Source organism: Paracoccus isoporae, assembly GCF_900101865.1.
In the GTDB taxonomy this organism is placed as follows: domain Bacteria; phylum Pseudomonadota; class Alphaproteobacteria; order Rhodobacterales; family Rhodobacteraceae; genus Paracoccus; species Paracoccus isoporae.
In genome coordinates this window covers 1-11,868 of the sequence record NZ_FNAH01000020.1, presented here as the reverse complement: position 1 = coordinate 11,868, position 11,868 = coordinate 1, and the positions used below count along the sequence as shown (strand labels likewise).

The 11,868-nt window shown below is 63.9% G+C and carries 12 protein-coding genes and 1 pseudogene; 8 read left to right on the top strand and 5 right to left on the bottom strand.

Features of this window, described 5'->3' with window-relative positions; translation table 11 throughout:
* Positions 1–184 precede the first annotated feature (184 nt).
* From BLT73_RS16610 to BLT73_RS17160, 4 genes and pseudogenes are all read left to right on the top strand, one after another.
* On the top strand, positions 185–532 hold the full coding sequence (locus BLT73_RS16610; protein ID WP_143025716.1) for a transposase: 348 nt from the start codon (positions 185–187) through the stop codon (positions 530–532).
* Between the two features lie 79 nt (positions 533–611).
* The gene (tnpB, locus tag BLT73_RS16605; protein ID WP_090525691.1) at positions 612–965 is read left to right on the top strand and encodes an IS66 family insertion sequence element accessory protein TnpB; all 354 of its coding nucleotides are present in this window, start codon (positions 612–614) and stop codon (positions 963–965) included.
* A 54-nt stretch (positions 966–1,019) separates the two neighbouring features.
* Positions 1,020–2,576, top strand: a pseudogene (tnpC, locus tag BLT73_RS16600) (IS66 family transposase).
* 476 nt (positions 2,577–3,052) lie between these two features.
* Positions 3,053–3,313: a hypothetical protein gene (locus BLT73_RS17160; RefSeq protein WP_143025715.1), complete on the top strand. Its 261-nt coding sequence runs from the start codon at positions 3,053–3,055 to the stop codon at positions 3,311–3,313.
* On the opposite strand, the gene BLT73_RS17725 is transcribed toward BLT73_RS17160, so the two are convergent.
* Positions 3,310–3,486 carry a recombinase family protein gene (locus BLT73_RS17725; RefSeq protein ID WP_245727390.1) on the bottom strand — a complete coding sequence of 59 codons (177 nt, stop codon included), beginning with the start codon at positions 3,484–3,486 and terminating at the stop codon, positions 3,310–3,312. The two genes, BLT73_RS17160 and BLT73_RS17725, sit on opposite strands and share 4 nt — an antisense overlap.
* A 95-nt stretch (positions 3,487–3,581) precedes the next feature.
* Complete coding sequence (locus tag BLT73_RS16595; protein WP_245727389.1) at positions 3,582–4,382, bottom strand: sulfotransferase family protein; 801 nt, start codon at positions 4,380–4,382, stop codon at positions 3,582–3,584.
* A gap of 115 nt (positions 4,383–4,497) precedes the next feature.
* Between BLT73_RS16595 and BLT73_RS16590 the strand changes: the two genes are divergently transcribed.
* Genes BLT73_RS16590 through BLT73_RS16575 form a run of 4 tightly spaced genes read left to right on the top strand, consistent with a single transcriptional unit; the run spans position 4,498 to position 9,778 of the window.
* Positions 4,498–6,525 (top strand): HAD-IIB family hydrolase, encoded by a 2,028-nt coding sequence (locus BLT73_RS16590; protein WP_176805211.1) that lies wholly within the window; start codon positions 4,498–4,500, stop codon positions 6,523–6,525.
* Between the two features lies 1 nt (position 6,526).
* Complete coding sequence (locus BLT73_RS16585) at positions 6,527–7,762, top strand: glycosyltransferase (RefSeq protein ID WP_245727388.1); 1,236 nt, start codon at positions 6,527–6,529, stop codon at positions 7,760–7,762.
* The gene (locus BLT73_RS16580) at positions 7,665–8,648 is read left to right on the top strand and encodes a glycosyltransferase family 2 protein (RefSeq protein ID WP_090525688.1); all 984 of its coding nucleotides are present in this window, start codon (positions 7,665–7,667) and stop codon (positions 8,646–8,648) included. Before BLT73_RS16585 ends, BLT73_RS16580 begins: the two co-directional genes overlap by 98 nt.
* Complete coding sequence (locus tag BLT73_RS16575; RefSeq protein ID WP_090525687.1) at positions 8,648–9,778, top strand: glycosyltransferase; 1,131 nt, start codon at positions 8,648–8,650, stop codon at positions 9,776–9,778. Before BLT73_RS16580 ends, BLT73_RS16575 begins: the two co-directional genes overlap by 1 nt.
* A gap of 508 nt (positions 9,779–10,286) precedes the next feature.
* Here the strand turns inward: BLT73_RS16575 and BLT73_RS17440 are convergent.
* From BLT73_RS17440 to BLT73_RS16565, 3 genes are all read right to left on the bottom strand, one after another.
* Positions 10,287–10,463: a hypothetical protein gene (locus BLT73_RS17440; RefSeq protein ID WP_176805208.1), complete on the bottom strand. Its 177-nt coding sequence runs from the start codon at positions 10,461–10,463 to the stop codon at positions 10,287–10,289.
* A gap of 148 nt (positions 10,464–10,611) precedes the next feature.
* A protein-coding gene (locus BLT73_RS16570) for an IS5 family transposase (protein ID WP_090525685.1) occupies positions 10,612–11,369 on the bottom strand; the annotation gives its coding sequence in 2 pieces (ribosomal slippage) (positions 10,612–11,048 and positions 11,048–11,369; 759 coding nt in all).
* A 92-nt stretch (positions 11,370–11,461) separates the two neighbouring features.
* A partial coding sequence (locus tag BLT73_RS16565; RefSeq protein WP_143025714.1) for a DDE-type integrase/transposase/recombinase occupies positions 11,462–11,868 on the bottom strand: 407 nt, incomplete at its 5' end.

The window sequence follows — 11,868 nt, the reverse complement described above, 5'->3', positions numbered from 1 at the left end:
ACCGTGATAATCTCCGACATGACCGCTCCCATTTGTGGATCGTTGAAGACCCACCTTGGCACATCAGATGCCGTCGGGGGGCGGTCACATCATCAGAGCCGTAAGCGGCGCCTGTGCCCCACCTTCCTTGTTTTCACACGGTCTGAGATTTCGCGCCTGACGGAGATTGTGCGGGAGTTTCGCGATGGCGACTACGGTGGAGTTTCTCAGGGACTATGGGGTAGACATCCGAGCGAACGGGCAGCGGCGCTGGCCGGATGAGATCAAGGCGCGGATCGTGGCCGAGAGCTTGAAGCCGGGGGCGACGGTTAACGCGGTCGCGGCGCGATATGGGCTTCGGGCGAACCATCTGTCGGAATGGCGCGGTCGGGCGCGGGATGGCCGCTTGGTTTTGCCTGCAGACGAGGATGACGGCCTTTGTTTTGCGCCGATCGTGCTGCCTGACCCGGGCCTTTCCCCCCTGTTCCGGTTCTTTCAGGTCCGTCGGGCAAGTCCGAAGCGCCAGATACTGGAGCCATCGAGATTGCTGTAGGCGAGATGATCATCCGGCTGGATAGCGCCACGCCTGCCGCAAGCATTGCCGAGATCATGCTGGCGATCGGATTGCGGTCATGATGTTTCCCTCCAATCGTGTGCGGGTTCTGGTCTCGACACAGTCCGTCGACTTCAGGAAGGGCCATGATGGTTTGGCGGCACTGGTGTCATCGGTGCTGCGCAAGGATCCGTTTACCGGCACGGTCTTTGTGTTCCGCTCGCGCCGGGCGGACAGGTTGAAGCTCTTGTATTGGGACGGCACGGGTCTGGTGATGGCCTATAAGCGGCTGGAGGATGCGAGTTTTACCTGGCCCGCCATCAAGGACGGGATGATGGCGCTGAACCATGCCCAGTTCGAGGCGCTGTTTTCCGGTCTGGACTGGCGCCGCGTCAAAGCGCTGGAAACCCGTCCACCGGCTGCGGCAGAGTGAATCAGCCGCTTGGTTTTGCGTGTTTTTGCCAAGCGTTTCTGATAGTTCTCGAGCATGCAGACCGCAGCAATCCTTGATCTTTCCGCCATCCCGTCCGCGCAACGCGCGGCGGTGCAAGCGCTGTTGGAAGAGGTCGCGGCGCTCAAGGATATCACCCGGCGGCAAGAGCATCTGATCGCCGAATTGAACCAGGCCTTGCATGGCAAGCGGTCGGAAAAGCTGTCCGAGGACGAGCGGCAGCTCGCGTTCGAGGATCTGTCCATCGCGCTGGCCGAGGTTGAGGCGGAAAAGGAAATCCGTGCCCCCAAAGCAGGGGGCGGGACGACCAAGTCCGCGCCCAAGCGCACCATTGGCAATCTGCCTGCCGCCCTTCCGCGCATTGAAGAGGTAATCGAGCCTGACAGCCTGATCTGCCCCTGCGGCTGCGGTGTCATGCATCGGATCGGTGAAGACCGCAGTGAGCGGCTGGACATCGTGCCGGCCCAGTTGCGCGTCATCGTCACCGTGCGCCCGAAATATGCCTGTCGGACCTGCACCGACGGCGTGACGCAGGCCCCGGCACCCTCACATCTGATCGCGGGCGGGCTGCCAACCGAAGGTGCCATCGCTCATGTCCTGACCAGCAAATATGCCGATCACCTGCCACTGTATCGCCAGAGCCAGATCCTGGCGCGGGCGGGGCTTGATCTGCACCGTGCCGTGCTGGCCGATTGGGTCGGCAAGGCTGCATTCCATCTGAAGCCCGTCGTCGACCGGTTGGCCGAGAATCTGAAGCGATCCGGCAAGCTGTTCATGGATGAAACCACCGCCCCGGTGCTGGATCCGGGGCGCGGAGCAACAAAAACCGGATATCTCTGGGCACTCGCCCGAGATAACCGATCCTGGGGCGGCGAGGACCCGCCCGGCGTGGTCTACTTCTACGCCCCCGGCCGCGCGGGCGAATGTGCTGAAACCTTCCTGACCGGCTTCGACGGCATTCTGCAGGTCGACGGCTATACCGGCTACAATCGACTGACCAAACCCTCGCGCAAGGGCGGCGCGCCCATTCGCGTGGCGCATTGCTGGGCGCATGCGCGCCGCAAACTGAAGGAGGTCTTCGACCGCGACGGATCAGCGATCGCCGCCGAGGGCCTGCGCCGCATTGCCGAATTCTATACCGTCGAGGCCGATATCCGCGGCGTCTCCTCCGGCCAGCGCCTCTCAGCCCGCCAAGCCCGCACCGCGCCGCTGGTGGCCACCTTCGGCGACTGGCTGCAGGCCCAGCGCCGCAAGTCCTCCGCCAAATCCCGCTTGGGCAAAAAACTGGCCTATATCCATAACCACTGGGACGGGCTGCAAACCTTCCTGACCGATGGCCGTGTCGAGATCGACTCCAACAGGGTCGAGAACCTGATCCGTCCCATTGCCCTCAATCGCAAGAATGCCCTCTTCGCCGGCCACGACGAAGGCGGCATCGCCTGAGGCCGCATTGCCTCGCTGATCGAGACCTGCAAGATCAATCGCATCGAGCCCTTCGCTTATCTCAAGGCAACCCTGACAGCCATCGCCAACGGCCACCCGCAAAGCCGCATCGACGACCTGCTGCCATGGAACTTCAAACCGTCAAGCTAAGCCGACCGTGATGTCCTGCGAACGCTTAAACAGAGCCTAAGGAACCCCATAATGGTCGGAGGTTTCAGGCGAGAAGCGCGCAGCGCGCCCTCTCCTGAAGCCTTGCCAGGCGGCGAACCGGGTCGGTGAATTTCCAAGGGCGGCGCAGCCGGGACCGGAGCCACGCGCGGCAGCACGGAACCAAACCGTCAGCGCACGCCAAAGGGCGGGGGCTGCGCATGGCCAGAGGCCCATGCTGAGGCGCCGGTGGCAATACTCAGCAAAAAGCGCGTCATCAATCACGCTGAGATGACGAAGCCGGACGGCGCATATTATACCGCAGGGCGTGCGGGAGGTTTCTCTTTGTCTCGGGACTCGCCGAGATTGTTCCAGCGACCAGAGAAAAGGCTGGAGACCACCAATCCATTCATGCCTTGGAAAATTTCGAGTCTTGTCTTTATTGTGCAAATGGTAGGATAGAAGGTGTAGTCGGAGTTGTGACCTATCTGACCGATGGGTCTCAGCGCAGCGCGCTCAACGCGCTGTTCGACGACGATTATCCGAAAAATCCACCGCCCCGATTGACGCCAATCGTGGTTCTGCCCATGGGTGTGCTTCTGTCGATTGTGGCGAAAGCGATCTACCGTGGCATAGCGCCTTCGCAGGACGGTAACCATCCGACTCAGTTCTTTTTTTCCACGAGTTTCGACAGCTTTCCCCGGAGTTTGCCCTGGGCACGGGCGATGGCCATACATTAGCGGGTGCGGATGAGGTCAGTCTCGAACTCGCCGAAGGTGGCAGGAATGTTGAAGAACATCTTTCCCATCGGGATGGTGCCGTCTTTATCAACAAGCCGTTCGGCGCAGAGGTTGTGATCGCGCATTTGAAGAAGACCCTTCCCGAGCCGCACCAACCGGACAAGCTGCTCCATGGTTAGCTGCGTTTGACGCGCCCGTCAGCGGATATGCTTGACGAATACGGGTTGTGGACCACTTAAGATGAGCGTCGGCATCAGGGTCAGACGGGCTATCCGGTCGCCTGAGAGAACGCCGCCTCGACCCGCTCTGCGACCCGTCGCAGTGGATGTCGTAGCAGGCGCGATGGCACGGTCAGGGTGCCGCCCGGCCCGTATCCCCACTCAGCCATCGCCTGCAACTGCGACGGGTTGGGGTCCACGGGATAGGCGTAGTCGCGATTGCCGTCGCGGATATCGTAATCAACGCTGCGGTCCTCGACATCCAGAAACGCCGCGAGCGCAGAGAGATGGGCTTGCGGGGCGCGGACGAGATCCTCGTAGCGCAGCACCATCACCGCATGAAGACGGTCCAGATCCTTGCGCAACTGCCGGTGCGCCGCGATCCAGTGATCGATCAGAACCGCCTGCGGCGCATCCACCCATTTCGACACCGCCGCCGCCACAGCCTGGGGATGGCGGATCACCACGACGAACTGGCTCAGCGGGAAAAGCTGTTGGTAGAGCCGCATCCGGGTCAGGTTGACCGGCGATTTCTCGACCCGCCAGCGGCCCTTGCCGAACCAGGGGGCCCAGTCGGCCTCGATCCGCTGGCGGGTCTCCAGCCGGTCCCAGCGGCAGCCCTCAGCCAGATGCTGTCGGGGATCGGTCGCGAAATGCATCGGGCGACCGTGCAGCGCGGTGTGGGGGATCGCGCCCTGCAGATAGACGCCTTCGTTCTCGGGCACCGGGGCATCACTGATGGCCGCCACATCGTGCAGGCCCGCGATCATACGCGCCGTCAGCGACGTGCCGGAACGGTGAAGACCGCCAACGAAAACATAGCGTTGGATTGCAGTGTCGGATGCGTTCACGGCGGTGTTAGCTTTTATCAAGTAGGGCGGCGGGGAACTGCGATGCGGCATGGGCGCGTTATCACGAAAATGGAAGACATTTCCCACACGCTCTTTAAACCGATTGGAAAAGTCCATGCGTATCATGCATGTCGCATTGGGTGGCTGCCTGAAGGCGCCGCCTGTCCGCTATGGCGTGACCGAGGATACGGGCGGCCATATCGCCTATGTTCTGGGCGCGGCGCTGGCTCAGGCGGCGCGCGAGGATGTCGATCAGGTCGATATCGTAACGCGGGCCTTTTCCGGTCACGGGCTGGACCCGATCCACGCCCGGACTGCCGAAATTGTGGCCCCGCGCTGCGTCATCCGCCGCCTGAGGACAGCCAATCTGGCCTATCTGTCGAAAGAGGCGCTGGAGGCCGAGATACCCGCCCTGAACGACGCCTTTCTGGACCTCTTGGCGGGAAGTGACACCCTTCCGGATGTGATCCACGCGCATTTCTCGGACGCGGCCGAACTCGCCGCCGCTGCGCGGGCCCGATTCGGGATTCCTTGGGTTTTCTCCAGTCATTCTCTGGCCTTGGACAAGGCCCCGGACCCGCAAAGCGCGGCCTTGCAGCGGCGTATCGCGCGGGAGGAAAGGGCGATCCAAAATGCCACGGCCATCGTCGCCTCATCACGGGACGAGGCCGAGCGTCAGATCCCCGCCCATGATCCGACCGCCGAGGGCCGGACCCATCGCATCGGTCCGGGCGTCCTTGCGGTGCGCACCGACGACCTGCGCCCGGCGCGGCGACTGATCGCTCCCTTTCTGCGCTATCCCGAAAAGCCCATCCTGCTGGCTATCGCTCGCCCGATCCGCAAGAAGAACCTTCCGGCACTGGTGCGGGCCTATGCAAACGACCCCGATCTGCAGCACCGCGCAAATCTGGTGATCGTGGCCGGGTTGCGAGACGGTCTGCGCCCTGACGAGACCGAGACAGCACAGACAGTGGCCGAGCTGTTCGATCTGGTCGACCGCTTCGATCTGTGGGGTCGTGTCGCGCTGCCGCGTCACCACGATCAGGCCGATATCGCCTCGCTCTATGCACTGGCGGCAAGGGGTGGGGTCTTCGTCAACCCGGCGCTGCACGAGCCCTTCGGGCTGACCGTGATCGAGGCGGCGCAGGCCGGGGTTCCGGTGGTGGCGACGCAGAACGGGGGCCCGGGCGATATCGTCGATCGTCTGGGCTATGGCGCGCTGGTCGATCCGCGCGATACGCACGCCATCGCCGATGCGATCCGCAGCATTCTGGACGACTCGCAGCGCGATTCCCGTGTGGCCGAGGCTACCGAACGGGCAGGGCGTCTCTATAGTTGGGCGCGGTGGGCCGATGGCGTCGCTGCCGTCTATGCCGATCTGCGCCGTGACCGCCCGCAACCGTCGCGCTCCCACACGATCCTTGCCAGCGATATCGACGGCACCCTGACCGGCTGCGCGCGCGGTGCGCAGCGTTTCGCGGAATGGAGCGCCAGCCGCGATCCGCATATCCTGTTCGCCGTCGCCACCGGACGGTCCGTCACCGAGGCGCGGCAAGTTCTTGCGGCGTGGAACCTGCCTGCGCCCGATTTGTTCATCGCCTCGGTCGGAAGCGAGATCTGGCGGTGGGGCGAGCACGGCCAGCTGCAGCCCTGCAAGGCCTATGCCGATTTCATCTCGGACGGATGGAACCGCTCGGCGATCCTGCGGACGCTTGACCGTCTGGCATTGACCGCACAGCCGCGTCACGATCAGCGCCCGTGGAAGCTCAGCTATTTCGGCACGGCCAGTGACCGCCACCGCATCCGCGAGGCCTTGGCCGAGGCGGCGCTGCCCGCGCAGGTGATCCTGTCGCATGACCGGCTGATCGACATTCTGCCGGCGCGGGCGGGCAAGGCTGCGGCGATCCGGTTCGAGGCGCGCAGGCTGGGGCTGGATCACAATCACTGTGTCGTAGCGGGCGACAGCGGCAACGATCTGGACATGCTGACGGCCTTCCGTCGCGCGATCGTCCCTGCGAATGCGCTGCCCGAGGTCGCGCCCGCGCGGCTGGCCTATCGCAGCGCGCAGGATCATGCCTTGGGCGTTCTGGACGGGATGCAACGCTTCGGCCTGACCCGCCACCATCCCATCGCGGCGGAATAGGATGGTGAGCCCGCGCCCCATCGGATATTTCGTTCACCATCAGGGACGGGGCCATGCGGAACGCTGCGCGGCCATCGTCAATGCTCTGCCGCAGGACCGGCCCGTCACCATCTTCTGCGCCCGCGACGACATCTTCCCGCCCCTCGGACCGGGGGTCGAGATCGTCATCATCCCGTCGTTGTTCGAACCGCCCGCGGGACCGCTGCCCCGGACCGACTGGATCGCCACGCCAGACACGATGCATTGCGCGCCGGTCGGCTGGCCCACGATCCGTCAGGCGATGGCAACCATGACGCGCTGGTTTCACGAGGCCGATCCCGCGCTGATGATCAGCGATGTCAGCGCCGAGGTTGCGCAACTGGCGCGGCTGTGCTCGGTGCCGCATGTGAAGATCCTGCAACATGGCGACCGCAGCGATCCCGGCCATATGGCCGCCTACCGCGGTGCCGCCGGTCTGCTGGCGCCGTTCCATGCCGATCTGGACAACCCGGACCGCCCCGACTGGATGCGCGCGCTGACCTTTCACGCGCCGGGCATCGGGGTGAATGCGGCGCTCCCCGCCCGCGATGCCGCACGCCGCGCGCTTGGTATCGGGCCGGGTCGCAAGCTGGCCGTGGTGGTGTCGGGCGGGGGCGGCGATGGCTGGGCCGATGCCGCCTTTGGCGTCGCTGCCCGCGCCTTCCCGGATATGGACTGGATCGTTATCGGCAAGATCCAGCGCGACTGGCACGCCACGCTGCCCGCCAATCTGCATCTGGCGGGTTGGGTCGACAACGCGGCCGAGCATATCGCCGCCGCCGATCTGATCGTCTCTTCCGCAGGCAACACCACCTGCCATCAGGTGCTGGCCGCCGCGCGCCCTTGGATCGTCGTGCCCGAGTGGCGCTATTTCGACGAACAGCAGGACAAGGCGCGGGCGATTGGCCGTTCTGGGGCGGCGCTGCATCTGCCCTATCTGCCTGCCTCGGCCCATGCCTGGCAGGCCGCGCTGGCCGAGGCCGAACGAACGCACGACGCCGCCATCCAGCGGCGATTGGCAGGAGAGGACGCCGCGCCAGCGACCGCCCGGTGGCTGACGCGCCTGTGCGACCGCATCTGGGGCCAGACCCCATCGACCGACAGCAGGAAAGGAACATCTAATGTCCACGATCTCGGCCCTGACCATTGCCGCAGGGCGCGCCGACCATCTGGCGAACGTCATTCGCGGGTTTCAGGCGCAAGCGACGCCGCCGGATGAACTGATCGTGGCGGTGATGCAGGCCGAGCCCTACGAGCACCTGCCCGAAACCGACTTCCCGCTGCGCCAGATCCCGATCGATGCCACAGATGGCGCGCTGCCGCTTTCGGCGGCTCGCAATGCGGCGGCACGGGCGGCCTTGGGCGATGTGCTGGTCTCCGTGGATGTCGATTGCATCCCCGCGCCCCGGTTGATCGCGGATTACGCCGCCGCCGCGCAATCGGGGCGGGGCCTGCTGATGGGCGAGGTGCAGTATCTGCCCGACGGGGCCGAGGCGGCGGGGCTGGATTTCGCCCTTTTCGACAGGCTGGGCGTGCGGCATTCGGACCGGCAGGCCCCGCCCGAATCCGGGCTGCGCGAATGTCAGGATTACCGCTGCTTCTGGTCGCTGAACTTCGCCATCCATCGCGACGACTGGAACGCCTCGGGCGGGTTCGACGAGGGTTATCTGGGCTATGGCGGCGAGGATACGGATTTCGGTCGCACCCTTGCCGAACGCGGGATCGGTATCTGGTGGCTGAAGGGCGCGCGGGTCTATCACCAATATCACCCCCATTGCATGCCGCCGATCCACCAGATCCCCTCGGTGATCCGGAATGCGGAATATTTCGCCTCGGAATGGGGGCATCGCACGATGGAGCATTGGCTCTACGCCTTCCGCCTGATGGGCCTGATCGAGAACGGCCCGGACGGGCTGATCGTGTTGCGAGAGCCTGACGAACGCGATTTCGCGCTGTGCCGGCAGGAACCCCACATGCCCTATGCCAACACCCGTCGGGTGATCGACCGGCTGCAGGCGATCGCCCCTGCGCAGCGGTCGGGCGAGGCCCGTCGCCTGCAGGTCGAGGCGGCGCAGGCGGAATTTCTTGTCGCGAAGACGGTCTGATGCGGATCGCCGTCATCGCCCATATCCGCCACCCCATCGCGCCCCCGTTCATGGGCGGGATGGAGGCTCATGCCTGGCATCTGACGCGCGGGCTGATGGCGCGCGGACATGACGTGACGCTGTTCGCATCGGGTGACAGCGATCCGGGCTTGCCGGTCCATCCGATCATCGCGCGCCATTACGACGCGGATTACCCGTGGCACGATTGTCATGGCACGGATGCGCTGAATGCGGTCATCGACCGGGCCTTCGCGGGTTGTATCGAGGCCATCCGCGAGGGCGGGTTCGATCTGGTCCACAACAACAGCCTGCACCGCTATCCCCCGCGATATGCACAGGTGGCGCGGCAGGCCACGGTCACCTCGCTGCACGTTCCGCCCTTCGGCGCGCTGCAACGCGCGGTCCATGCCTCGGTCGCGCCGTGGAACCTGTTCACCGTCTGCTCATCCTCGCAGGCGGCGCTGTGGTGGCCCGAGGGCGCGCCGCCGCAGGCTGCGGTGGTCGGCAACGGCATCGACATGGCCGACTGGCCCTTTCGTGCAGAGGGCGATGGCAGCGCGGTCTGGGCCGGGCGGATCACACCCAACAAGGCCCCGCATCTGGCCGCCGAGGCGGCGCGCATCGCGGGCGTTCCGCTGACGCTGTTCGGGACCATCGAACATCGCGGTTATTTCGAAACCCGGCTGCGCCCGCTGCTGGGCGAGAGCATCCGCTATGGCGGTCATCTGTCGGGGCACGATCTGGCAGACAGGATCGGCGCGGCCTCGGCCATGCTGTTCACGCCGCAATGGCAGGAGCCTTTCGGGCTGGTGGCGATCGAGGCGATGTCCTGCGGCCTGCCGGTCGCCAGTACCCGTATCGGCGCGACCGAAGAGGTGATCGGCGATTGCGGCGCATTCGCCGCCCCCGAGGATGCCAAGGGGCTGGCACGGGCGCTGCTGACTGCAATGGCGATCTCGCGCCACCGCCCGCATAACCGCGTCCGCCGCCTGTTCAGCCGGGACAGAATGCTGGATGGTTACGAGAGCCTCTATACCCGCGCGACCCTGGCCCGCAAAAGCCCCGCCCCCGACATTACCTTCGAGCCGGTCGAATTGCCGCCCGCCGTGTCCGCCATGGTCACGATCTGACCCCGCCGCGATCGCGGGCGAGGCCCGAGGGTTCGGGTTACTCCGCCCCCCAGATCGCAGGTAGGTCACGCGGCAGCGTCCGATCTCGAGCTGACGCAGCCAGACGAACCGCGTGACCGAGCCGCCCGCATCTTCGGCCAGAAGTCCATCGAGCCACCTTCGCATGTCATCGTCCAGCCGACCGACGATCCAGGCATCGACACGCCGTTCTGCCGCGACGAGCGCATTCGCGCAAAGGCGCTCTGCCAGAGCAGCCAAAAACTTCAGCCGCACACGGACGGGTTTTTCTCAGTTCGCAATTCCCAGACGTATCAGGAGCGCCTGTTTTCTGACCTTGGCGCACAGGGCGTCGCACTTCGGCCACGGCCAAGTATGACGTTACGTTACTATCATCGCTTTTGTTTCACACGATGGATTACCGAAGCCATATTCATGCTATTTGTAGGCGATTGTACATTTGACACACCCATTCCGCATGGGCCATCATCAACCTGTGTGACAAGCCGGATCAGTCGGACGATTTCTTGTCGTCCGGCTTCTGCTTCACGATCTGCTTGAGCCGTTCCTCAAATCGTTCATCGTCGTCGTCCGTCTCTAGCTGGCGGGCTGCTTCCTTGAACTTGTCGAGTTGGGCTTTGCCTTTTTCATCCATCTTTGATCGCCAATTTGTAATGGGAATGCGCATCTCGCGCTTTCCCACTTGAGATATAGTCGAGTATCCCGCGCTGTTCGAGGCCAGTGAGAACAGCGCGAGCGGTGTGCCATCTTGTTGTCGACAAAATTCGCAACGCTCCGCTTACATTTATCTTACCGTGCTCCATTAGGGTCAGGACTCATAGCCAGTAGATGACGGTTGCCGCGAGAGCGATGGCTGAGAGGAAGACTTTCGGGCATCGGTCGTAACGTGTTGCTACTCGCCGCCAATCCTTGAGCCTGCCGAACATGATTTCGATCCGGTTGCGTCGTTTGTAGCGGCGCTTGTCGTATTTGACGGTCTTCTTCCGTTGCTTCCGACCATGGATGCAGGCGTGTATCCCTTTGTCTTTCAATGCTTCCCGGAACCAGTCGGCATCATATCCTCGGTCCCCAAGCAGCCAGTCGACATCTGGCAGGCTGCTCAGCAGTGCTCTTGCGCCGATGTAATCGCTGACCTGACCCGCCGTGACGAACAGGTTCAGGGGCCAGCCTTCGCTGTCGCAGATGGCGTGCAGCTTCGTATTCATGCCGCCCTTGGTGCGGCCGATCAGGCGTCCACGCCCCCCTTTTTCACGCCCATGCTGGTCGCTGTTCGGTGGGCCTTCAGGTAGGTGGCGTCGATCATCACAGTCTTCTTTTCGCCGTGCTCGGCGGCCAGACCGGCCATCATCCGGGCGAAGACACCCTTGTCACTCCACCGCTTCCAGCGGTTGTAAAGCGTCTTATGAGGGCCATAGGCAGCAGGGGCATCTCGCCACCGTAACCCGTTGCGGTTGATGAAGATAATCCCGCTCAACACACGCCGATCATCGACGCGGGGTTTGCCGTGGGACTTTGGAAAGAAGGGCTCAAGACGTGCCATCTGCGCGTCGCTCAACCAGAAAAGATCAGACATGTTCACCGCTCGTTTTTCGAGCCCTGAATCACGCCCCTAGACGGAAATCAATGGGTCCTGACCCTAGTGTGTTGCAGTCTGTGTGAAGCCGGTCACGCGGTCATCTCGCGGGCATAGTCGTCCCAGAGGCTGAACGCATCTGCCCTTGCATGACGATAGGAGTTGGCGGTGAGGCGATAGCGGCGGGGTTTGAAGATAGCGTTGATCTGGTCATGGGCGGCGGGAAACCTCTGCGCCTGTCGTTGAGATTTGAAGCGCCCCATTATCTTCTCGCGCTTTCGGGTTGGTCGGTGTGAGCCCTCGATGCGGTTGTTCAGGCCCTTGTGCGCCCGATGGTCGGCGCCGGGAGCCAGGTTCCGGAGCGGCGCAAAATAGCTGCGCAGCTTGTCGGTGATCACAACGCGAGGCCGCCCGAAACGCGCGATGAGCCTTGCCAGAAAGCGCTTTGCCGCCTTGGCATTCCTGCGGGTTTGCACGAGGATGTCGAGCGTGTCGCCAT

Excerpts from the sequence above, each read along its gene's own strand:
- BLT73_RS17440 (WP_176805208.1), bottom strand. The coding sequence starts at position 10,463 with ATGCGCATTCCCATTACAAATTGGCGATCAAAGATGGATGAAAAAGGC.
- BLT73_RS16585 (WP_245727388.1), top strand. The coding sequence starts at position 6,527 with ATGGTGAGCCCGCGCCCCATCGGATATTTCGTTCACCATCAGGGACGG.
- BLT73_RS16580 (WP_090525688.1), top strand. The coding sequence starts at position 7,665 with ATGTCCACGATCTCGGCCCTGACCATTGCCGCAGGGCGCGCCGACCAT.
- BLT73_RS17725 (WP_245727390.1), bottom strand. The coding sequence starts at position 3,486 with ATGGAGCAGCTTGTCCGGTTGGTGCGGCTCGGGAAGGGTCTTCTTCAA.
- BLT73_RS16610 (WP_143025716.1), top strand. The coding sequence starts at position 185 with ATGGCGACTACGGTGGAGTTTCTCAGGGACTATGGGGTAGACATCCGA.
- tnpB (WP_090525691.1), top strand. The coding sequence starts at position 612 with ATGATGTTTCCCTCCAATCGTGTGCGGGTTCTGGTCTCGACACAGTCC.
- BLT73_RS16590 (WP_176805211.1), top strand. The coding sequence starts at position 4,498 with ATGCGTATCATGCATGTCGCATTGGGTGGCTGCCTGAAGGCGCCGCCT.
- BLT73_RS16575 (WP_090525687.1), top strand. The coding sequence starts at position 8,648 with ATGCGGATCGCCGTCATCGCCCATATCCGCCACCCCATCGCGCCCCCG.